The sequence below is a fragment of the Methylobacterium sp. J-048 genome (assembly GCF_022829515.1).
Classification (GTDB): domain Bacteria; phylum Pseudomonadota; class Alphaproteobacteria; order Rhizobiales; family Beijerinckiaceae; genus Methylobacterium.
In genome coordinates this window covers 1-21510 of the sequence record NZ_JAKSYL010000308.1, presented here as the reverse complement: position 1 = coordinate 21510, position 21510 = coordinate 1, and the positions used below count along the sequence as shown (strand labels likewise).

Sequence of the window (21510 nt, the reverse complement as noted above, 5' to 3'; positions counted from 1 at the left end):
CCCTCGTTCTTAGCTTAGCAGGCACGGTCCGAGAAGGATCGGATGCGGTACGTCCGCTTCGCGCCGGATGACCAACGTCCGAAAGCCACCCCGAGCCGAAGTTGCAGGAGAGCTGACGAACGGCCGCTTTGGAGAAGCGCCGACGGCGGCCCGGGCGGCTGGGTTGGGTCGGCAACGGAACGTCCGCTTCCGGATGAAGCCGAGGTCTAATTGACACTCTTAAATGACCCTTCGCATAACATCAGCTCACGGAACCAGAACCGCTGAGCGTCACTGCCACGTTCCATACAGATCTATGACGTCGGTACCTAGCTGTTCCAAAAACCGACATCCACATAGTGGAGCGAATAGCCTTTAGGCGACCGCCTGTCCTGCTAGTTCAGGCTCTATTGAACGCTATTACGGCATCACTGCTCTCAGAAGTTTGTTGACCTTCGCAGCTTAGCCGGGCTCATGCTGCACGTCCGAGTGCATCATGAAGCCGAGGGCGACTTCCGAAAACTCAGGCGTGCGGAGATAGCCGTAAGACTTATGGCGGTTTGCCGAGCCGTTTGGGCGCAGATACGCGTTCACGACCGCGATGTCGTCGACGCTGACACCACGGTCATTGCGCGCGAAGACCGCCGTGAGTTCGCCGGCCACCGCGGCGAGGTCACGGTTGTCGGCCATGTTCGTCCAGCGGCTGACGTTGTTCGGGACGCGCGCCGCCCCGTTCTCCTCGGCAATCTTCGCCCTTACCTCCGCCAAGCCAAGCGGGGAGCCCAGTGTCACGAGGTGCTCAATCTGCACGGAAGGATTTTCCCGTTCGAGCATGCGTAAGGCGTCATAGGCGATGATCGAACCCATCGAGTGCGCAGCCAGCAGCACGCGCCGCCCAGCGAGCCGCTCTAGAACCTCGATGAGCCTGCGCCGGACCTGCCGGGCGAACGGCGTCTCGGAATGGTACTGCCACAGGTCGTCGAAGCGGTGCTCGAGGATCGCGTCGTCGACCGGTGTGGCCCCCGTCGCCGTCTGCAGCGCGGCCAAACCGCGGTAGACTTTGCTGACGACGCCATCATTCAAGGTCGCATCAGCGTCCGGCCGATGGCGGGGGAACGGCCCGGAGCCGCCGTCGGGCTGGTAGGGCTCATCGTTGGCGTCGCCGAGGAGCGGCTGATCGTAACGCAGGTCCGCCCAGTACACGAACTCGAATGGGAATGCGCCGCCGTCATGTCCGCAGTTTCTCTGCAGTCCCTCTACGATAGCAGCCTTCCACCAGCGTCGTTTCTCGTCGAGCGGAGGCTTGTTCTCCAAGCCGTGGATGCCGACGAGGGGGCCCTCAGCGCTCATTCACTCGAGTCCGTCGACAGGTTGGGCGAGGCGTCGTCCCGCAGCCCGATCGTGGGGGCGCCTCACTACGGTGTGCTGCCCGCCCCAGCCGAATATCGCCTCGGCACGTCCAAGGAGGCCTGAACGGACGGCTGCAGCGGCGTCCGCACGTCCGGATCGCGCTCGGCGCGATAGACACGGACGGATGGCTTGGTCACCTGCCGCAACAACAGCATCACGCCTCCAGCGATCAGAAGGACGGAGAGCGGGTTGTGCCGGACCGCATGCAGGGCACCATCGTAGAGCGCGACCCCGGCCTCGCTCCGGCGTGTGGTACCGACAAATTCCTCCACGATAGAGGACGGGTTCAACCGCGCTTGCAACCGATCGAGGGTCCCGTCGAGCCGGGCGCGGCTCGCCTCGACGTCGCGTTCGAGGTCCCTGGCACCAGCGGTCATGGATGGCCTCGGATCGCATCGAGCGGCATGATCCCCACGGGAAGCGGGCTTCACTTCCGGCTGTGGATGACCAGTGCGAGAAGGTAACCGAGCGCGCCCGCCATTGCGACGACCATGAGCGGCGACGCTTTCGCATATTGGCTGAGTGCGTCACTACCCTGTCGATAGGCATGCTCGGCCTCAGGGAAGCGCTCACGCCCCTTCTTGATCGCCTCACCGGCGAGATCGTTCGCTTGGCCGGCTACGTCGCGCACGGCGTCCTTGGCCTGTCCAACGAGGTTCTCGGTCGAACCCTTCAGCTCGGTCACCTTGCCCTTGCCCTGGGTCTCGCAATCGCCAATCGCGTCGCCGACCTTGCCCTGAACCTTGCCGCCGAGTTCCTTCGCGGCGCCGGTGATGCGGTTCTCGTCCATGGTGCCCCTCTTGAATTGGCAGCCGGGCCCACACGCGTCGCGGGCCCGGCCGGTTCTAGGAGAGTCGTTTAGTGCTTGCCGGTGCTCTTGCCGTGAGCCTTGGTCGAGCTCTCGTGTGCCTTCGCCGAATGGCCGTGGGCCTCCTCGGAGTGCTTACCGGCCGCCTTGGCGTCGCCCTTCTCGTGGTGCTCGGCGGCCGTCTTGTGCGATTTGGCGGCTGCCTCGTGATGCTTGGCCGCCTCGTGGTGTGCGTTCTGGGCCATGGCTGTGTTCCTCGTTCGGCACCATAACGGTGCTCGTTGCGGTCATGTCGACCGGCGCGTCCGGGTGAGGTCGTCCTCGACCGGCGTGCGGAATGTCCTCAGGCTCACCGCGTCAGCGCACGGGTAACCTGCCATCAGGGGCGTAGCGGTTCACCACTGAGGGAAGCTCCTGTGGGAGCCGGAAAAGTAAGTCGCCATGCGACAGGTCGGTCTGCCACGACAGGCTGTCGAGCACCGCAGAACATATGCCCTGCTGCAACTGACGAAGGGTGATCTCATAAAACGGCGGCGTGATCGGCCGTGTAGAACGTTACCAATGGGCGTGCTCCTGCTCGGTCGGCATCCGACCCTGCGGGGTGAGCTGGTCGACCACGCCGGGCAGCAACTGCGAGAGTTGCGACAGCAGGTCGGAGCTGCCCATACCGGTCTGCTGCGAGAGCTGCCCCACCGTCTCCCGACCGAGCGCCGCACCAAGATCCTGCGGCGCGATCGGTTGGTTCTGACCTTGGCCGATCCACGAGTTGATCGCCCCACCGTGGCCAGCCTGGGTGAACTGCTCCACGAGGGCACCGAGCCCACTGGCCCCGCCGCCGCCGAGCAGACCGCCGAGACCGCCCTGACCGGCGCCAGCCATGCCGCCGCCCGCGTTACCCAACATGCCGCCGAGGCTGCCGCCTCCGGCCCGCGCGGCCAGAAGGCTCATCAGGACGCCGATGAGGGGGTTGGCGCTGCCGCCCTGTTGCTGACCGGTGTTACCGCCGACCACGCTGCCGATGATGCTGTCGAGTAGGCCCATGGGTGGTGCTCCGGGAGCGGCCCGAAGGCCGGGATGATCGTATGGGTCGACGATGAGGCCGGACCCAAGGATGGATGCCGAGGATCAGACTGGGTGGTTGTAGACACGCACCCTGCGGGCACCCGACATCGACGTGTCCGTACCGGCCATGGGAGCGCTCACCGCATCGTTCTCGCGCACCACCGAGCCGGCGGCCGCGTCCGAGCCGATCAAGGTCGATGTGTCCCTTGGGGCCTCGTCGGCAGTCTTGCTGCTCCAGCCCTCGCTCTCCCAACCCTGCGCACGCGCGTCGAGATCGACGGCACCGTGCTCCTCCAAAATGCGCGTGGCCACACCGGCGTGAGCTTCATCCGCCCTCACGGTCAGCAGCGAGCCGCCGCGGCGCACACCCTCGGCGTAGGCATGCGCGTCGGTCTCAGTCACACCGGCGCCGGTCAACGAGCCGGTCAAACCGCCCGCTGCGGCACCGATGCCCGCACCGGTCAGCGTCGCCACGAGCCAACCGGCGGCCACGACCGGACCGACGCCTGGGATGGCCATCAACCCGAGGCCGGCGAGGAGGCCCGCGCCACCGCCTAGGATCGTGCCGAGCGTCGCGCCCGTCCCCGCGCCGGTGGCAGCATGGTCTGCCATGTCGCCCGTTCCGGCATTGCCGGTATCCGCCTTGTTGCTGACGAGGCTGATATCGGAGTGGGGCACGCCGGCCGCCTCCAACTTCGTCACAGCCGCCGCAGCGTCGTCGTAGCGGTCGTACAGGGCCGAGAGGGTCTGTGCTGGCATGGGATGACTCCGAGCTATTCGGGTGGGACAGATCGAGCGAGGGGACCGGCTACTGGACCGCGACGTTCCCCTTGAAGTCGAGGCCGACGCTGGCAGCTTTGCCGTCCACCGTCGCGCTGGCGTGCCAGATGCCGTCGCCATCTTTCTTCAGGCCCTTGACCTCGTGGTAGCCGGCTCGCTCAAGCCGCCGGCGGACCTCACCCTCAGTGAAGCTGTTGGCGCCCCGCTCCAACTTGACGTTCGCCCCCGTGCCGGTGGCGGCTGCCTTGCCGTCGTGGCTGTGATCGGTGTTCGGCCGCGTCACAGCGTTCTGGCCGCCGGACGTCGCGCTGGAAGCACCACTCGTCGCCGGCTGCCCGGTGACGGTCGTCTGCGCCAGTGCGGGCGCTGCTGCGAGCAACGGCAACACGATGAGGATCGAGCGGTTCAGGGACATGACAGGGCCTGTTTGTCTGGTGGTAGTTAGAGGGACGGCCGATCCGACGTCTGATATCGGCAGGGTGCGCTGCCCGACGCACCGAGGCTCCGGGCAGCGCGCTCAGGTGGGTCAGACCGGCTTGCGCGTACCCGGCGTGGTACCGGTCGTCGTGGTGCCGGACGTGCCGGTGCGGCTGACGTTGCCGCGCTCGTCCTCGACCTCGACCTCGGTCCGGCGAACCTTGTCGGTGATGGTCTCGGTGCGCTGGCCCGCGTCTTTGCGGATGCCGACCTCCTCGACCACGCGGGCCTCCTTCGACACCACCGCCTGCTCGCGCATCTCGGTCGCCTCGATAGTTTTGCTCGCGAACAAGGCCTCGTCGGCCGCCGTCACCGGCCGGTCGACCGCGCGCCGGTCGACGTGCACGGTCTCGTCGCGCAGGGTGACCTGCTCCTCAACCGGCTTCTCGACGACGAAGGAGCGAACTCGCACCCGGCCGCTCTCGGCCACGCGCTTGCCGACGTTGAGCCGCTCCTCAACGATCGGGATGTAGTCGGTCTCGCCCGTGGTCGTCCCGGCACCCTTCAGGGCCGCGGCGCCTGTAGCCGCCGTTCCGGTTGCTGTCGTGCCCGTGGTCGAGCTGGCCGTCGTCGTGCCGCTCGTCGCCGAGTACCCGCTCCAGCCTTCCTTGCGCCACGTGCTCTCACGTTGATCGAGGTCGACCGAGCCGTGCTGCTCCAGGACATCGTAGGCCGTTTCGGTCTGCGCCGGCTCGACGCTCGCAGTCAGCAGCGTGCCACCGCGGCTCAGGCCCTCGCTGTAGGCGTAGCGATCCTCCTCGGGCATGAAGAAGTCCTTGAGCGAGCCCCAGAAGCCGCCCTCGTCCTTGTGGTAGTCGTATGAGCCGCTCGTGCGCGCCGTCTGGGCACCTTGCACCAGCTTGATCGCCGATTGCGGGATGCCGGCGGCGACAAGCTTGGCCTGAGCGGCTTGCGCCTCGGCGGGGCGATCGAACAGCGCGGTGATCGTCTGCGTCATGATGTTGTCTCCTGGGTGGAAGGGGGATCGATCTGTTCGCTGGCGTGGCCGTCCGGGCTCACGCGTTCGACCACGGCGCGCTGCTTACGCAGCGTCACCGGGACCTCGACGTCCTCATCCGCGGAGCTTCGGCGGACGTGCACTTCTTCCTTCAGGACGAGGCGCTTCTCGACGACGAGGATCTCTTCGAGGACGGGAATGACGGTCACCCCGTTCTCCTCGCGGATCACCGGGGGCACCTCGCCCTCGGACAGCGTCCGGTTGACCGGCACCCGGGTGACCTCGACCGTTTGGCTGCGCAGGCTCTCGCGCAGGACCTGATCGACGGTCTCCGTCCGGGTCGAGACCCGCACCCGCCCGGTCTCCACCTCCTGCTTGTCGATGCGAGCGGTCTCCTCGATCAGCGGGAGGACCACCTCCTCGCCCACAGTGACCTCCGCCGTCTCTACGCTTTGCGTCCGTGAGAGCTTCGGCCGGCTGGCGGCGGGATCGCTCATGATCAGATCCGACGCTGGGTCGTGGCGGTGACGCCGGTGTGGCTCACCACCGGATCGACCGCCGCACCGCGGCCCGCGAAGAAGGCGGCCAGTGCGCCGAGGATCAGCGCTAGGGCGCCGTAGAGCGCGCCCTGTGAGCCGACCCGGGCGGCGGCATCGGCCGCCTGCTTGGCCTGCTCCTTGGTCTTCGCGACGGTGTCATTGAACTGCTGCACGTACTGCGCAACCTGGGTCCGGGCCTGATCGAGCGGGATGCCCTGGGCCTTGGCCAACGCCTGGGCCGCCTTCTCCTGGGCGTCCTTCTGCTGGGCTGCGTCACCGGTCACCGCGGCGCGCATGGCGCTGACGGCGGCGTTCTTCAGGGCGTCCGGATCGTTGCCGGTGCCATTGCGGACCTGGCTCTCGATGTTCGAGAACGGGTTGTCCATGCCCGGCAGCGACGGGGCCGCGGCCTGTGCGGCGGTCTTCACCGAGCCGCCGACGAGGTTGCCGGCGCCGCCCAGCGTACTCGACACCGCGCTCGACGCGCCGCTGACGATGCCGCCGACCGCCGAGGACAACAGGTAGACGATGACCAGGGTTGAGACCGCCCAGGCGATCAGCCCGTGATAGGCGGTGGTGGTGCTGGCCGGCTTGCCCGAGAGGCGCCCGGCGAGCCAGCCGCCGGCGGTGGAGGCGAGGATGCCGGAGATCACGAACCAGATCCCGGCGCCCGAGGACAGGCTGCCGGCGGTCGGCGTGCCGTTACCGGCCGGGTCGACGGTCGAGAGCCCGATCCCGAGCCCGACCATGTTGAGGATGACCTGGGCGACCAGCGCGATCACCGCGCCGGCGATGACCGCCCCCCAGGAGATGGAGTGCAGCGCCATCGTGCGCATGTCCTCCGCAGGGGAGACCGCGCTGGCGGTGGGGAGGTCGCGGTCGTAGGCCGCGCGGGTGGTGTCAGGTGATAACGCCATGGTCGGTACTTTCAGTTCAGTGTGGTTCGATCTTCGGCCTGAAGTCGGCGGAAGCGGGTTTGGCTGGGCTTAGAGCACCCAGCGGCCGATCAGGGCGTGGTCGAGCCGCCGCCCGACCACCACACCGACGACGGTGACGGGCAGATCTGTCGAGGTTCAGCCCCGCGACGCCGGGCTGACCGAACTGGTTGCCGGCCGTGTGTCAGCTCGCGCTCCAGCATCACGAGCGGGTCGAGCGCTTGCGTCTTGGCTCGGGGTTCGACGCCGCGTATGCCGCCTCGATGGCAGCGATCTCGGTGGCGGCTTCCGCCTGGATCGCACGGTCGCCCTCGATGATGCCGATGGCTTCCTTGATCAACGCCCGGATATGGTCGGGCGAGAGCACCTTCCGACGCCCGGCCACACGGATCTCCTCACATCAACCCGCCGGGATGATCTTCCGAGATGCTCGTATGAGCAGAGCTACCACCGTGTAATCAGGCGATTTATTATAAGTTCCGACGAATTACACAAAGTACATTTGCACCAAGTCGGCTTGGTAGTTCTGTCACGGTTTTCGTCGGTCTCAGCGCCGGTGACGCGTGTTCGGCCCGATGCCGCGCTCCTGTGCCCACACCACCACCGCGCTGCGGCGGTTGACCCCGAGCTTGCGGTACAGCCCTGAGACATGGTTGCGCACCGTGTTCGGCGACAGCTTCAGCTCGGCGCCGATCTCCCGATCGGTGGCGCCCTGGCAGATCCGCGTGAGCATGTCCTGCTCGCGGATCGTCAGGTTCTCGACCCCGGGCGACGTCCGACCGGAGCGTGTCGGGTGGCGCAGGGTCGCCAGCTTATCGATCACCCCGTGGCTGAACCACGACGCGTCTGCCATCACCGCTTCGATGGCGGTGATCAGTTCGCGCTCCGAGCGCTTGCGGGCGGTAATGTCCTGTAGAACGCACAGCACGCAGGCCTCGTCGTTGATGCTCACCCGCTCCGCGGAGACGAGGCAGTCGATCTCGGCGCCCGCCGCATCCTGCAGCACGGCCTCGAAGCCGCGCACGCTGCCGAGCCGCTTGAGATCGCGGGAGAACTTGCGCTGCTCGGCGCGGTCGACCCAGAGCGCGAGGTCGGCGAGCGACTGGCCACCCGCAGCCTCGGGGGCATGACCGTAGGTGGCGACAAAGGCTTGGTTGACGCTGGTTATCCTCAGCCCGTCCGCGTCCATCAACGCGCTCGGCACCGGCGAGAGGTCGAACGCCTTGGCGAAGCGTTCCTCGCTGTAGCGCAAGGCCATCTCGGCCTTCCGGCGATCCTCTAGGTCGGCGAAGGTGAACAGCATGCACGGCTCGATGCCGCCGGGGCCCGGCATCTCGATGGCGTGCCCGGCCACGATCACGTAGCGGCCCTTCCCACAGGGGGTTGCGAGCTGAGCCTCCATCTGTGGGATGGTGCGTCCCTCATGCAGGCGATGGATCGCCATCTCGCGCCGCTCGGCCTCGCGCAGCAGGTCGATCTCGCAGAAAGTTCGGCCGAGGACATCGTCGCGATGGTACCCGGTGAGGTCGAGGAAACCGTGGTTGACCCGCACGAAGCGCAGATCGGCGATCCGGCAGATGATCGCCGGGGCTGGGTTGGCATTGAACATCCGCTCGAACCGGGCCTCGGCCTGGTAGCGCTCGCTCACGTCCTGCATCACCAGGGCCAGGCCGTTGGGCGTGCCGGCCGCATCGGTCGTCACCAGGCTGCGGATGCGGTGCATCCACCTGTGTTTGGGATCTCGCTTGGGGATCAACTCGACCACGACGTCGCGGAACACCTCGCCAGCGAGCACCCGGTCGAGCGGATGCTGCAGCGGGCCGATCTCGCGATGATTGCGGTAGTGCAGCGTGAAGTTCGCGCGGTACTCGGACACGGTGGCGCCGAGATCGCCGACATCTGTCACCCCATGCATCATCACGGCGGCATCGTTCGCGTAGGCGATGGTTTGATCGGGCTCGATCAGGATCACGCCCTCGGACAGGCCGGCCACGATCTGCCGCATCTGCAGGTAATGAACCGCATCGGCCATCGGCGTATCTCCATCCGAAGCGCCAACGCTCGAATGCGAGGAAAAGCTCAGATTGCCGCGTCTGAGTGTCCCTTATCTCGCCGATCGCCCTGGATGAACTGGTCGAGCAGGTCTCAGACCAAGAAACTACGCCTCTAAGCGTGAGAAGGATTTGTTACACACAAGTTGCAGTTTAGGCCTGCGGCTTCCGGTGAGAAACATGACCTCGACCGTGCCTTCATCCATCGTCGTGACGTGGAGGCGGTAGCCCATATTCGTCGCCAGCATACGCGCTTGGTCCAGTGTACTGGCGGCCAAGGTCATCGTGAACTCGGCTATGCCCGATGCCAGTTGAGCCGCGAGGAGACCGATTTCAACACCTTCGTCGAAGGTCTCGTCGCGGCCAGCAAACCGCAGGCGCAGACCGGGCACGACGTGGATGTGGCGCATGGCTAGTCCCTCTGGACACCTCGCAGTGCACAACCGATGTGGTTAACGTCGCGTTAGCGGCGGTGTGCTCTCGAAAGATCCAAAATCTTGCGCGACCGCTACGAGGTTGGAGCAGCTTCTCGAACCCGGGCGACACGCACGGTCTCAGAACGCCGCTTTATGTGAAGGCAGCGCTAGGACGGAGGAGTCGACGAGCCGCGCGTCTTGAGTGCGGTCCTCACCTTCGCCAAGCCCGCAGAGGCGACATCGGCATAGGGGCAGATCCGTGCCATTTCGCCGGCCCGGCGGCGCGCCGTGTACGGTTTGGCTAGCAGCGGCCCTGTGGCGAGCGCGTCGAAGTAGGCTATCCAGTACCGAGGCTTCATGGGCCTCGGATCACTCGATTTTAAACCCTTCGCTGACGGCATGGTCGTTTCCGATCGGCAAGCTGCATACCGCAAACATCCTACCAAAGGGGTGAACGCGGCCTCAATCGCTCGAGCCGATAACAAGCGGCCAAGTTCCAACGGCAGCGTTCCAAGGATCTTGCCCTATTGGAACGGCCACGTTCCAGCGGGATAGTTCTAGTCAGCGAGCCCTATTGGAATGCAACGGCAGGTAGCGCGATCAGTTGTGTACGAAAAACGATCGTTTTCCCGACAATGTGTGGGAGCCGGTTGCGAACTGCCCAAAACGGCCCTGTTTCTGTCGGAAAAAACTGTCGGGTTTTCTATTGCCGGATAAACGGCGTTTTGGCACTGTCCCGACATGCTCGTCGGATATGCCCGCGTCTCGACCCTTGACCAGAACCTCGACCTCCAGCGTGACGCGCTGACCAAGGCAGGGTGTGAGCGCCTGTTCGAAGAGAAGAAGTCCGGCAAGGCCGGGACCAAGCGGCCGGCGTTCGACGCGGCGCTGGCCTACCTGCGCCCCGAGGATGTGCTCGTAGTCTGGAAGCTCGATCGCCTCGGCCGCTCGCTCGTCGAGATGATGCGTACCATCGACGGCCTGCGCGTGAAGGACGTCCACTTCCGCTCGCTTACTGAGCAGTTCGACAGCGCCACCGCCCACGGGCGCTTCGCCCTGCAGATGCACGGCGCCATGGCCGAGTACTTCCTCGACCTCAACCGCGAGCGCACCATGGAAGGTTTGAAGGCGGCGTTGGCCCGAGGCCGCAAGGGCGGCCGGCCGAGGAAACTCTCCGACGCCGACCTCGACGTCGCCCGCGCCCTGTTGGCAGCCGGCAACATCAGCGTCGCCGACATCGCCAAGCGGCTCGGGGTCAACCGAGACACTTTCTACGGCTATTTCCCACGCGCCCGCGCCAACAGCACCGTCGCCAAGGGCTGAGCCGTCCTCGATCGGTGTGGTCCTGGCGTCCTCCCAAGATCGATCGTCTCTTTGTAATGACGCGCATCGCACTCCACCCACGCCGTCGCTTTCCCCCATGAAGCGACCGCTCGTGAGTTAGGTGGGAACACCGGAGCGCCATGCCGATCAGCCGACGCCAGCTCGCCGCTTCCCTGCTTGCAGCGATGCACATCGCCGAACGACACGTGATCGCGGCCTTCGTCGCCGATGTGGCGACGCAGCCGGCGCCTAATCCGTTCCCGCAGACTAGCGCCGGAGCTGTGCGCCAAGTCTGGCGGCAGCGCGCCGCCGAGTTCCGGTCGTTCGCCATTGAGGCGGCTGGACTGACCTGCCTCTTGGCCACTGTGTCTGACTTGAGCGTGGATGAGGAACTGATGCAGGAGATCCTGCGTGCCGGGCCCTACACGGCGAACGTGTTCCACCGGGGCGACGGCTGCCGGATCGTCGGAGCCGTGCTCTACGGCAAGCCGGGTGTCGGTCTGCCAGTCATCTTCGCGTCGAAACCCCGGCGTGAGGTCCTCCGTCCGCGCTTAGACCACCTTCGAACGGCTGGGCAGCTCGACCTATTCGGTTAGGTCGGTGCCGCCGGCACGGCCTCACCTCGTAGGAAGCTCGTCCCTTGCATCGCACCCTAGGTGCACAGGTGTGCAGAGAACATTTTCGAGCGTTTCCGAGCAGGTACGAACGCCTGAGAGCGTCGGTGCCGCTTCGGCCTGATGCGCTTTGCTTCGATCGGCTTCGATTTGAGGACGTGGGTCGCGGCGATAGGGGTCCCGGCAGCTTCAGTGCGTGTGGTGTGATGCCCTCAAAGCACTGAGCTATTTGTGAGTTTGTGCTGAGGCGTCTGAGCCCTCAATCGCGTCCCTGTAGGCCACCCAAAGATGGCTAGGCAAAGGGCTTCGCCGTCGATCACGGCTGCGATGACGTCGCCGTCCATTTGACCGGGTAGTGCTGAGACTCCTGCCCCGCATCGAGGCTTTTCCAGCCCGTGACTCGATCTTCATCGTCCAAGTGCCCGCGAACACCCGTGCCGGCGTTCGTCGAAGGGACGGCCGGGCTTGCGCGAACGAGCAGCTCGACACGACGGTACGGCGGTCGAGGCATAAAAGTAGGCTCTAATCTCAGATGGATAGCCCGAGCTTGCGTGCGAACGCGACAAGGTTGGCGTTGCAGATGGTCTCGGCGTCGCAGACCCGATCCATCTCGCGTTCGAACGTGGCCCACCGCATACCCTTTGGCTTCTGGATCGGATCACCAATGCCGCCGTCGGCGCCGAGGCGGTGGCGCAGCTTGAACGCACGGGAGAGGGCACGGTCCTGTAGTGTCTCCCGCTGAGACCTGTAGCCAAGGCGGTGAGCCTTGCGTGAGGCGAACGTCAGGGCGCCGGGCGGTAGGTACAATTTTGCGGCACGGGTGCCGAGCTTGGGGCAGAGGAACCACCAACGTCGGCCGCCCAAGGGTTGGGACGTCGTCTCTAGCTGGATCCAGTAGTCCGAGAGGTGCGTCTCGCCGCCCTGGCGGGTGATCGTGTAGTGCAGGCGGATGCGGCCGGTCTCGCGATCGAGGTGGCTCTCGAAACCGATCGAGCCGATGCGAACGGCGGTGCGGGTGTTCGTCCAAGTCAGTGTGCCGGTTAACACGCGTCCGGGAACGAAGTTGCGCTGCTTCAGCAGGCGGGGAAGGTCGAGCGTCAGCCCGTCGTCGGTGGTCGGGCGGCCGCCCCGACGCCCACTGCCGTATCCACCCATGGTGTCATGTCCCCAAAACATCCTCGCCTCGCGCGGGGAGCGCGGACCACGCCGAACGATGAGCAAGGACGTCAGCTTCAAGATTATACGAAATCATGTGGCGATCGGAGCTCCTTTTTGAATTTCCATCAAAGGACGCGTTTTCGTAGGGACATCCGGGACGGCACGTCGTCCTAGCCCTTTGCGAGTGGCCAGCGACACAATCGGGATCTGCGCACCACGGCGAGATATCCACAGACCCTTAAGTAGAACAAGACGTGAACAAACGTTCGGTCTAAGTTATGAACGTGAACCGCACACGTCCGCTAGGATCGATCAATGGCGCAGCCGGATGGATGGTCGTGGCCTCTCGAACGGGGTGTCGAACCGCCTACCGAACGCGACCGTCCCCTCACCTTCCATTGGCGGCCACGGACCGACGAAATGATGAAGTCGTCGGTGTTCACATCGGTGCGGAGCACAGATCGTGAGATCGCGCGCCAACACATCATCGCGGAAGCCATGCTCGCCCACGAAGAGGGCCGCTACGTTTCGTATTCCCGCCGCAAGGCCTTCTATACCGGTAGACGCCGCTATCACGGTACCGCTTTCACCTACGCGAACGTACTGTCGGCGGTCGAGGATCTGCTGCAGCAGGGCCTGATCGAAGAGGAACGTGCATCGCCCGGCCACTTAGGCTGGCAGTCGCGCTTTCGTGCTTCGACAAAATTAGCAGACGCCTGCGGCGGCGTCGAGTTTCATCACAAGTTGATCGGACTGATCCTCCTTAAAGACGCGGATGGGAACCTCGTCGACTACTACGACACGGACGCGACCATACGGATGACGCGCGAACTACGGGCGATCAATGCCGACTTGGCGTCCCTGCGCGTGGAACTTCACGGGCCTGATGTCGTCCGCTCGCGCCACCATATCATCGTCGACGGCGCCTATTACCGTCCGACCGAGGCCGCCCTCTACCGTATCTTCAATCGCCGCTCGTTCGCTATGGGCGGGCGCGCATTCGGATGGTGGCAGAACCTACCCAGCCGATGGCGCCGCCGCCTTGAGATCGACGGCGAGCCGGTGGTCGAGCCAGATTTCGCGCAATTGCATCCCTCGCTGCTCTACGCGTTATGCGGGTGCCGTCTGGACGGTGACGCCTACGAGACGGGTGAGTTTTCGCGCGAGCACGGCAAACTTGCTTTCAACGTCGCCCTGAACACCAAGACCCCCCAGGGGACGATCGCCGCGTTGGCGAACAAGCCCAGCTGGACGCTCTCCAGGGCTCAGACCGCCGACCTCCTCGCTGCACTTGCGCGCCGTAACTCGCCGATCGCGGAATACCTGCATGCCGACCGCGGCATTGCGCTGATGAATATCGACAGCCGGATCACTGTGCGGGCTGTCCGGCGCTGCATCGCAGTTGGTATCCCGGTTCTGCCGGTGCACGACAGCATGCTGACGCCTCACCGCTACGAGAGCCGCGTCGCCGAGATCATGGAAGAGAGCGCTGAGTTCGTCCTCAAGCGACCAAAGCCTTGCCGCGTCAACGTTTCTCGCTCTACGGTTCCACATATGCCCCGGGTGGGGCGCCCCCCTTCCCTCCTCCTGCCTCGCCAGCTCTTTCTATTCCCCGATCTTCCCTCTCCCAAAGGTACCGGCGACCAGATCCGGTTCCTGCGTCGGACGTTCGGCCTCTCGCAGGCTTCCTTGGCCGTTAAGCTCGGCTGTCGTCAGCCTCATGTGGCAAACGTCGAGAGCGGGCGCCACCGCCTGGGTGAGTGGGCCCGGCACCGCCTCCATGAGCTACTGCATGAGCTTGGAAGACGAAGATAAACCGTCCCTCGCGCGTCAGCTCCATAACGAGGGGCCATTCTACCCGATCTGGGTATCGATGGTGCGCCTGGAGATCCGGATCAGCTCGCGAACCGCGCGTTCAAATGCCATCATCACGTTCGTGCGCAAGCCATGCCGGTAGGTGCCGTTGCACTCACCCCCCGGTGCGCCGCTTCCCTTTGCGCCGCCGTGCATCCGGCACCGCTTCCTCCCTCTTACCGCCGGCGACTGGCAAGGTAGCCCTGCGCGAGTCTGCGCCCCGCAACGAGGTGCCGCCAGCAGCGGCGAGGGCTGGTTTCCTCGACGTATCCGCGGGTGCATGGGGTTGCTGTCCATTTTCGAGATATCCCCCTCCCCCCTGGGTGACGGCGCCGACGATCGCTTGGCTGCCGGGATAGACGTGGACGTGCTCGACCATGACCTTCTGCGAGCCTCCGCGCCGGAGCTTCGCAAGGGCCTCGATCTGGGCGGTGTAGGTCCGCAGCATCTTCGTCGCGAGGCTGCCGTACCGCTCCATATGGTCGGTTGTGCCCGCCTGCTTGGCCCTCGACAGCATGTCCATCGCGACCGAGTGAACCCCGACCATCTGAGCCGCCAGCATGGCTTCATATTCGTTCTGCGGCTCGATCCCGGCGACGGCGGCGATCCCGGCGTTAATCTTGTCCGGAGCGGGCATGGCCTCGCCTCGGGATCGAACGATGTCACAGACATCGGCTGCCGTGCGCGAGGCAAACTCGGGCGAGACCGTCCCGAAGGTGGCCCGCTGTTGGGCGATGAAACCGCCGGCGTCGTCGTGCGGGATCTCGATGGTGATTTCGCGCCCCTCGGTCTTCGTGATCTCGTAGGCGAGGGGCTGGATCCGGCTCCGGCAGTAAGCCTTCGCCTTCGCGATGGCGGCCCGCTCTTGGTCGTTGGGAGGGCGCTTCGGCTTTGACTTCTTCGAAGTCGGTGGTGCTTCCAATTCGCTCACGGAGGTGCTCTTAAGCTGATGCCATCGTGACCGATCTGTTCTCCAGATCGACCGCCTCACCCCGTGGTTCGGCGAACTTTACTATAGAGAAGCTGTCGATCAGAACGGTGTTGCAGGCTGCCACCACGATAGCGCGGTATTCGTTGCCGCGACCAAATCTTACATAAATCTCGAACAGGCGCAGTATCGCATTGTTTTCTCTCATCCGCTAGCACACTGTACGAGTATTCCAAGCATAGGTGCACATCGTGGACGAAAACGTAGGAAAGATTGAGGGTGGGGCAACCAACTACGTCGAGCTGACGGCGGATCTCGTTTCCGCCTACGTCTCGAATAACCACCTGCAGCCGAATGAAATTTCTTCGCTGATCGCTAACACGCATGCCGCGCTCAGGGGGCTTGGCCAGGTTGGTGCAACAGCAGCACCATCGGCCGAGAAGCCCACGCCTTCTCAAATCCGGAAGTCGATCACCCCCGACGCTCTGATCAGCTTCGTCGACGGCAAGCCGTACAAGACGCTGAAGCGGCACCTCAGCAAAAGCGGCATGTCGATCGAGCAGTACCGGGAGCGCTTTGGCCTGCCACGTGACTACCCCTCGACAGCCCCCAGCTACTCGGCACAGCGCTCCGAGCTCGCTCGCAGCCTTGGCCTAGGCCAGCAGCGCAGGAAAGCGGCTTCAATGGCCACCGAGCCGGCAGAGACCGTCTCCGACAAGCCTAAGCGCGCCGGGCGGCCGCGGAAGGCCAATGAGGCGTAGCAGCGTCAGAACGGTATGGCCGGGAAGGCGGTTGAAGTCTTTCGCATGAAAAAGAACGCGGTAATGGTCTATTAACTACGCCGCTTCAGGGTTGCCTTCAGCGATCGACAGAGGGGGCCGCGCGCCAGCAGAGCAGCACTCAGGCCGTTGGAGAGACGGTCACAGGGCGGCCTCGTTGGAGCAGTCGCACCGGGCCCGCTCCTGTAATAACAGGGCGGGTCTTGCTCATTTCAGGGTTTGACCCCTGCTGCATTGCACCGCAACGTGGTGTGCCCTCCCAAGGGACACCCATCGGCCCGGTTCAAAGAACCCCCCTCCCGCGGGTCGGGTCGGTGGGCCTGGAACATACGTGTAAATTCGTAGCCGAAGTCGGATCCCTGCGCTGCAGCATCAGTTGACGCGCCGCAACACGGCACGCATACGTGTTGTGTCCTTTTGGACGTTTCCTCCCTAGACTCGGGCCGCTCCCTCGGGGGCGGCCTCTTTTATTTGCGTCGCCTCAGCAGTCGCCGCGCTCATACAGTCTTATTCATAGGCTACATCTTGCTTGTCGCTCCGGCCTGCAGGCCGAACGACACAGGGCCGAACCACGTCACCATGGGATCCGGCCCGACCTTGCTTCGCGTCCTCCCGATACAAAACCTGTCAGCCCGTATTACCAGATGCCCATCAGCTGGGCCGATCGTCTTGACCCCCGTGCCGGTCCTGGGTTGGCAACGTACCATTTCCCAAGCTCCAGCCAGGACGCCGTTACTCGCCCACAGTAACGCGAGTCATTTCTATAATACAATCCTAGGTTGCATAACATGTTGTCATACTAAGTAGTTTTTTGACTCCTTTTTACTGATTTTGCGTCTATTGCATTATTGTATTCGGGAGATAGGGCTAGTTAGACAATGTCCACGCTGGGCGAAATCAGATCTGAAGTTCGTGATAGCAGTGTGCCGGGGCTTCATGCTGGCGCCATTCTGTCTAGGCAGCATCTGAACCAGATCGAGTTGGGAACTGAGCCCACATTTGTCGTCATCGATCGGCGCCCGCTCATCGGCCAATGCTTTCTCGCTTCCCTGCGCGATGCCCGGCCGAACCTTGCTTTTAAAGGCTTCCCGAGCGTGGCGGCTTGGCAAGACACGGCGGCATCGTCCTCGGCCAACACCGTTCTACTGTGCCTACCAGGCGGCAGCACACCTCAGGCGGAACGGGATCAGATCGTTCGGGAGCTCGCCGAGATCCATGCCTACGCTCCGGGCGTGAGGGTGGCGGTCATGTCCGACTACGAGAGCCCCGATCAAATTGTTCAAGTGCTGAGGGTTGGCGTCAAAGGCTACATCCCAACCAGCATCTCTCTGGAAGTGGCCATACGGGCTCTGCAGCTCGTGCGCGCTGGAGGCGTCTACATGCCAGCCGCATGTATGATGGGCCTTCTAGCGGGGATGGAAATCACCACGGACCAAGCCCCCGAAGAGCACGACTTCTCCCCTCGGCAGCTCAGCGTCGCTCGTGCCCTGCGCAAGGGCACGCCGAACAAGATCATCGCCTACGAGCTGAACATGTGCGAGAGCACGGTGAAAGTTCACGTCCGCAACATCATGAAGAAGCTGAAGGCGAAGAACCGCACCGAGGTCGCATACCTCACGAACCAATATTTTAGCAAAGAACGATAGTCACAGAAATCCGCTCCCCGAGTGCCCCTTGAAGGCGTTCGCCCGCCGGATGTACCCGACTACCGTCCGCGGGTCCCGGTGGCCTGACTGATCCATAATCCGGGCGAGGTCGGCACCGCGCTCGGCGGCTGACGTGATGTACCCAGCACGCAGCGAGTGAACCCCGAAGGTCGAGGCATCGAGTCCGGCCGCGGCCGTGTACTTCTTCACGATGTCGGCGACGGCCTGCGTCGTGAGGCGCACGTCTCCTCCCCGCCGGACGTACCCGTACCGCGAGACCGGCAAGAACACTGGTCCGTCTACGATCCCGGCGGCATCCAGCCATTCTCGGACCAGAGCTACGGGTCGAATGTATCGGCCATGCGGGATGGCCTTCTCGGTTCCCCTGCCCTCTTGGTCGGTCTTTGACCGGCGCACGTGCACCCGCAGGCCATCGGGATGTTCAACGAGATCTCCTACGTCGAGGGCGACCAGTTCTGACCGGCGGAACGCGCCCGCGAAACCCAGCGCCAAGAGCGCCCGGTCCCGCTTTCCGACCAAGGTGTCGGGGGTTCGCATCAGAAGCGAGGCCAAGATCTCGGCGGTGGCCGCGGCCTTCTGGGTCGGAGCAACACCAACCTTGCGGCGGGCGCCCTTCATCGCGGCGCGCACGCCCTCATCTTCGGTGGGATCGGCAGCTCCCGCCAGCTTATGGGCGTACTTAATGGCGGCCAGCCGCTTTCCGAGCGTCGAGGCGGCGCAGCCGTCCTCCGCCTCTGAGACGATGAACCCCGCCACGGCCTCGGCCGAGGCTGGCAGGGCCTGGAACCCATACCGCGTGCACCACGCCTCGAACGCCTTCGCCGCAGCCGTGTAGGCCCGCACGGTCGCGTCAGCTTTGCTGGCGCGCTGATAGGCGCGGACGATCGCCGCGGTCTCGACAGGCAGACCGGCCGAGATCTCGGCCCGTTCGGCCGGGAGTTTCGCGACCTTCTCGTAAAACTCGGCTGGTGCGAGCTTGGGCTCAAACATTCACCGCCTCGCTGAAGGGTGTGCAACTTGTTCCGACACTTAGCTCGGAGGCTTCCCGCCTCCCCGCATCCGTCAGGCGGGCAGATCCGCCGCCTTTTACCGCATGACGCTTTACCAGCCCGCGGCGCTCTAAGCTCGCCAAGATCCGAGACGGATTGAAGTCGCTTTCTGTGAGCCAGAACGGAGTAGTGCGTCGAGCCCGAGGCCCGTGCCGTGTGCGGGTAAGGGATCGGGTTAGGCCAAGATACAGCGCTGCCCGCTCATCTCCCGCCTCAGCGCGTGCGCGAATAGCTGCGGCCTGAGCCGCGCTCGCTTCCGTCCGGGCGTGATGACGCTCCTGCATCTCAGGAGACAAGGCATAGGCTCGATCCACGATCGCCCAGACATAGAACAGGCCCTCATCGCGGTTGTGCTCAGCCTCAAGCGAGTCGAGTGCCTTCAGCATCAACCGTTGCGCCGTACCAAGGCCGCGCGACATGCCCCGCCTCCGTAAGTGTCGGAACAACTTGGCGACACCATCCTAAGCACCGCGAAAAGTGGGGGAGCCGTCCCCCACCCTACCGTCCGGCCAGTTCCTGCAAGACATGCGGGTAAGCCGCATAGAAAGCTGTCAGCAGAGCACGCAGCTTGTCCTCGGCCGCGGCGTCCGGTTTCGGGAAGCGGACGGCCTCGGCCAATCGATTGTATGCGTCTCCCTTGATCATGTGCACCGCGACGCGGAGCCCATCCGAGACGGTTTCAGCAGGGCGGTCGCTCATACTGCAACTTTCGAGAATACCATTTCCCGAAAGTTGGCATACCTCAGCCGCGGACGCTAAAGTCGTAGCATCACAAATTCAAAGTTTCGCAGCATTATAAAATTGCGAAGCTATGATTTCTCGTCTTCGGCGACGATCTCGGCGATGGTCGGGTAGCTGCGCGACTTCAGCACGTGCTCCAGGCCCTCGATGAACAGGTCATGCTCCTTGCACCGCTCATGGAACGTGATGGTGCGCAGGACCTCCTTCACCGCCGGGTGGAGGTAGAACGGCGTCGGCTTGGCCTTCACGCTTGTCTTCGCCGGGCGGCCGACCTTGCGCGGCTCGGGCTCAGCCACGGGCGTCGTCTCGGTGGCGATCGTCTTCGCCTTCAGGTCCTCAACGCTCATGCTGTCGGCGTCGAAGATCGAGGGTGCGGGGCGGCGGCTCATGCCTTGGTCTCCGATTGAGTGCTGACCCACTTCCAGAGTTGCCGGATCTCGTCGGCGGCCTTGCCGTCCCCGGCGTACTCCGTGACGCCCATCCCGGCGGCGAAGGCGTCCTGGTAGTCGTTGCGCAGCAGGAGCAGCGGCTCGGCCATGAACCCGATGGATGCGAGACCCGTGGCGGTGTCGTTCGCCCGGTTGTTGCGCGGGATCGTCGAGCACTGGTTCAGGACAAACGCGAACTGCTTGCCGCTGCGCATGATCGCCTGGACGGTCGCCCGGACCGCGAGGAGGTCGAGCCGCGTCGGCCTGATCGGCACGAGGCAGAAAGTCGAGGCTTCCATCGCCGCGTGCGTCGTTGGGTTGTCGGCGCCCGCGGTGTCGAGGATCGTCAGTGTGACGCCCTTCTTCTCTAGGCTGCTGAGCATCGTCTTGATCTGGGCGATGCGGTCGAGGGGGAAGCGCTCGACGACGGGCAGCCGGGGATCCGTGATCGCGGGCTCCTCAGCCTTCGCGCGGATCCGCCCCCATTCGACGAGAGACCCCTGCGGGTCGAGGTCAAAGGCCGCCACCGTCTCACCGGCCTGTTGGGCCGCGACGGCGAGCGAGGTGGCGACGGTCGTCTTTCCGGCGCCGCCCTTTTGGGTCACGAGGGTGATGGTTCTCATTCGCAACGCCGTAAATTCTTGGTGTTAAGGCGCTATAAATTCAGAACGCTGTGATGACAAGAAATTGCAGCACCGTCCCATCGAGAAACTGAAAATTTAAGAATATACCAATTCATGAATTGATAGTTTTGCAGCGCTATGAAATTGACTCTTATGAACGGGCGGATCGTGTTCGGGATCCGCGCTGCTCCTTGGTCGGCACACGACCACGTCGGACATCCCGTAGCTTCTTCTCGCGCTTCCAACGGTCGAAGTCGTTCTCCTGCACTGGGGTGTCCGGCGTGAGGTTGCTGAGCCGATCTAGGGTTGCGTCGATCGCCTTTCGATCCCATCGTCTCGTCCCAGGGAGTGCCGGGGGCAGCGTCCCTCGCATCACCCAGGACCTGAACCCGCTCGGCGTGAGCCCGCAGTAGGCGGCAGCTTCGGGAGGGGTCATGCAGCGCGGTTCGAGTAGTGGGCGATCTTGGGGCATCACAGCCTCTCGTGCTCAGACCGTAATTTCATGATGCTGTGAATCTATGATGTTAGGCGGTGATCTCACGCGGATCCGGGAGAGGACGAGGCGCTTCGTCACGCGACTTCCATCATGGATCCTTCCTGGCGGGCAGGGTAGGGCGGGGCATGGCCAGCAACCCGACCGTGTCCGACCTCCGCAAGATTTCCGAGGTGACCCAGGGCGAGATAACTGCCGCAGTGGATGCCGTGCTCGCGGATCTCAAGACCGAGCCCTACCCCCTGCAAAGGGGGTGGGTGCTCGACGTTGTCGAAATGGTCGGAGCGAACGAGCAGGTGCCGATAGCGCTAGGACCCGATCAGGCTCAATGTAGGGTGGAGATGGGACTAGCGCCGTTGGGGGAAGGGGTGTGCCTTATGGTTGAGTTGCGGTTGTCGCGGTGAGTAGTAGAAAAATATGATGTAGTAGAAGTCGACT

27 protein-coding genes and 1 pseudogene are annotated in these 21510 nt (G+C 64.2%); 6 read left to right on the top strand and 22 right to left on the bottom strand.

Translation table 11 applies throughout. The features are described from left to right. Positions 1-441: 441 nt before the first annotated feature. The 14 genes from MKL09_RS31795 to MKL09_RS31730 all read right to left on the bottom strand — a co-directional run bounded on the left by MKL09_RS31795 (position 442) and on the right by MKL09_RS31730 (position 9409). Entirely contained in the window at positions 442-1329 is an 888-nt protein-coding gene (locus MKL09_RS31795) for a hypothetical protein (RefSeq protein WP_244025925.1), read from the bottom strand. Between the two features lie 65 nt (positions 1330-1394). After that, positions 1395-1766, bottom strand: a complete 372-nt coding sequence (locus MKL09_RS31790) for a DUF3618 domain-containing protein (protein ID WP_244025924.1) — start codon at positions 1764-1766, stop codon at positions 1395-1397. A gap of 50 nt (positions 1767-1816) precedes the next feature. Beyond that, positions 1817-2179, bottom strand: coding sequence for a CsbD family protein (locus MKL09_RS31785; protein WP_244025923.1), 363 nt, complete (start codon positions 2177-2179; stop codon positions 1817-1819). Between the two features lie 68 nt (positions 2180-2247). Then, positions 2248-2442 carry a hypothetical protein gene (locus tag MKL09_RS31780; protein ID WP_243947511.1) on the bottom strand — a complete coding sequence of 65 codons (195 nt, stop codon included), beginning with the start codon at positions 2440-2442 and terminating at the stop codon, positions 2248-2250. A gap of 112 nt (positions 2443-2554) precedes the next feature. Beyond that, entirely contained in the window at positions 2555-2716 is a 162-nt protein-coding gene (locus tag MKL09_RS31775; RefSeq protein WP_313901224.1) for a YidB family protein, read from the bottom strand. Between the two features lie 36 nt (positions 2717-2752). Continuing rightward, positions 2753-3238 carry a YidB family protein gene (locus MKL09_RS31770; protein ID WP_244025922.1) on the bottom strand — a complete coding sequence of 162 codons (486 nt, stop codon included), beginning with the start codon at positions 3236-3238 and terminating at the stop codon, positions 2753-2755. Between the two features lie 84 nt (positions 3239-3322). Beyond that, positions 3323-4018 carry a hypothetical protein gene (locus tag MKL09_RS31765; protein ID WP_244025921.1) on the bottom strand — a complete coding sequence of 232 codons (696 nt, stop codon included), beginning with the start codon at positions 4016-4018 and terminating at the stop codon, positions 3323-3325. 49 nt (positions 4019-4067) lie between these two features. Beyond that, entirely contained in the window at positions 4068-4454 is a 387-nt protein-coding gene (locus tag MKL09_RS31760) for a hypothetical protein (RefSeq protein ID WP_243964179.1), read from the bottom strand. Positions 4455-4565: 111 nt separating this feature from the next. Then, entirely contained in the window at positions 4566-5474 is a 909-nt protein-coding gene (locus MKL09_RS31755) for a YsnF/AvaK domain-containing protein (RefSeq protein WP_244025920.1), read from the bottom strand. Beyond that, complete coding sequence (locus MKL09_RS31750; RefSeq protein WP_244025919.1) at positions 5471-5971, bottom strand: YsnF/AvaK domain-containing protein; 501 nt, start codon at positions 5969-5971, stop codon at positions 5471-5473. The genes MKL09_RS31755 and MKL09_RS31750 overlap by 4 nt, the downstream gene beginning before the upstream one ends. A gap of 2 nt (positions 5972-5973) precedes the next feature. Continuing rightward, a complete protein-coding gene (locus MKL09_RS31745; protein ID WP_409567031.1) occupies positions 5974-6930 on the bottom strand; it encodes a PhnA-like protein in 957 nt (318 codons plus the stop codon). 220 nt (positions 6931-7150) lie between these two features. After that, the gene (locus tag MKL09_RS31740; protein ID WP_243939879.1) at positions 7151-7333 is read right to left on the bottom strand and encodes a hypothetical protein; all 183 of its coding nucleotides are present in this window, start codon (positions 7331-7333) and stop codon (positions 7151-7153) included. A 162-nt stretch (positions 7334-7495) separates the two neighbouring features. Then, positions 7496-8980, bottom strand: coding sequence for a PAS domain S-box protein (locus MKL09_RS31735; protein WP_244025918.1), 1485 nt, complete (start codon positions 8978-8980; stop codon positions 7496-7498). A 126-nt stretch (positions 8981-9106) separates the two neighbouring features. Then, on the bottom strand, positions 9107-9409 hold the full coding sequence (locus tag MKL09_RS31730) for a hypothetical protein (RefSeq protein ID WP_244025917.1): 303 nt from the start codon (positions 9407-9409) through the stop codon (positions 9107-9109). 747 nt (positions 9410-10156) lie between these two features. Here MKL09_RS31730 and MKL09_RS31725 point away from each other — a divergent pair. Beyond that, on the top strand, positions 10157-10738 hold the full coding sequence (locus MKL09_RS31725) for a recombinase family protein (RefSeq protein ID WP_243962190.1): 582 nt from the start codon (positions 10157-10159) through the stop codon (positions 10736-10738). A gap of 140 nt (positions 10739-10878) precedes the next feature. After that, positions 10879-11334 (top strand): hypothetical protein, encoded by a 456-nt coding sequence (locus MKL09_RS31720; RefSeq protein ID WP_244025916.1) that lies wholly within the window; start codon positions 10879-10881, stop codon positions 11332-11334. A 546-nt stretch (positions 11335-11880) separates the two neighbouring features. Here MKL09_RS31720 and MKL09_RS31715 read toward each other — a convergent pair. Further along, positions 11881-12507, bottom strand: a complete 627-nt coding sequence (locus MKL09_RS31715; protein WP_244025915.1) for a hypothetical protein — start codon at positions 12505-12507, stop codon at positions 11881-11883. Between the two features lie 423 nt (positions 12508-12930). Between MKL09_RS31715 and MKL09_RS31710 the strand changes: the two genes are divergently transcribed. Further along, positions 12931-14325 (top strand): helix-turn-helix domain-containing protein, encoded by a 1395-nt coding sequence (locus MKL09_RS31710; RefSeq protein WP_244025914.1) that lies wholly within the window; start codon positions 12931-12933, stop codon positions 14323-14325. Positions 14326-14364: 39 nt separating this feature from the next. Here MKL09_RS31710 and MKL09_RS32170 read toward each other — a convergent pair. Together MKL09_RS32170 and MKL09_RS31705 are read right to left on the bottom strand one after the other, a co-directional pair. Further along, a pseudogene (locus MKL09_RS32170) lies at positions 14365-14538 on the bottom strand (hypothetical protein); the annotation flags it as partial. Then, the gene (locus MKL09_RS31705; RefSeq protein WP_244025913.1) at positions 14480-15295 is read right to left on the bottom strand and encodes a hypothetical protein; all 816 of its coding nucleotides are present in this window, start codon (positions 15293-15295) and stop codon (positions 14480-14482) included. The pseudogene MKL09_RS32170 and the gene MKL09_RS31705, both read right to left, overlap by 59 nt. A 248-nt stretch (positions 15296-15543) precedes the next feature. On the opposite strand from MKL09_RS31705, the gene MKL09_RS31700 reads away from it, so the two are divergent. Continuing rightward, positions 15544-16053, top strand: coding sequence for a MucR family transcriptional regulator (locus MKL09_RS31700; protein ID WP_243962193.1), 510 nt, complete (start codon positions 15544-15546; stop codon positions 16051-16053). Between the two features lie 896 nt (positions 16054-16949). Beyond that, positions 16950-17717 carry a LuxR C-terminal-related transcriptional regulator gene (locus tag MKL09_RS31695; protein ID WP_244025912.1) on the top strand — a complete coding sequence of 256 codons (768 nt, stop codon included), beginning with the start codon at positions 16950-16952 and terminating at the stop codon, positions 17715-17717. Here MKL09_RS31695 and MKL09_RS31690 read toward each other — a convergent pair whose 3' ends face one another. The 5 genes from MKL09_RS31690 to MKL09_RS31670 all read right to left on the bottom strand — a co-directional run bounded on the left by MKL09_RS31690 (position 17718) and on the right by MKL09_RS31670 (position 21015). After that, complete coding sequence (locus MKL09_RS31690) at positions 17718-18728, bottom strand: site-specific integrase (RefSeq protein WP_244025911.1); 1011 nt, start codon at positions 18726-18728, stop codon at positions 17718-17720. Positions 18729-19285: 557 nt separating this feature from the next. Beyond that, entirely contained in the window at positions 19286-19486 is a 201-nt protein-coding gene (locus MKL09_RS31685; RefSeq protein ID WP_243968988.1) for a hypothetical protein, read from the bottom strand. Between the two features lie 110 nt (positions 19487-19596). After that, on the bottom strand, positions 19597-19917 hold the full coding sequence (locus MKL09_RS31680) for a hypothetical protein (RefSeq protein WP_243968989.1): 321 nt from the start codon (positions 19915-19917) through the stop codon (positions 19597-19599). Further along, positions 19914-20579: a ParA family protein gene (locus MKL09_RS31675; protein WP_243968991.1), complete on the bottom strand. Its 666-nt coding sequence runs from the start codon at positions 20577-20579 to the stop codon at positions 19914-19916. The genes MKL09_RS31680 and MKL09_RS31675 overlap by 4 nt, the downstream gene beginning before the upstream one ends. Positions 20580-20730: 151 nt before the next feature. Further along, positions 20731-21015, bottom strand: coding sequence for a helix-turn-helix domain-containing protein (locus tag MKL09_RS31670; protein WP_244025910.1), 285 nt, complete (start codon positions 21013-21015; stop codon positions 20731-20733). A 185-nt stretch (positions 21016-21200) separates the two neighbouring features. Here MKL09_RS31670 and MKL09_RS31665 point away from each other — a divergent pair, with 185 nt between their 5' ends. Then, entirely contained in the window at positions 21201-21476 is a 276-nt protein-coding gene (locus MKL09_RS31665) for a hypothetical protein (protein WP_244025909.1), read from the top strand. The last annotated feature ends 34 nt before the right edge of the window (positions 21477-21510 follow it).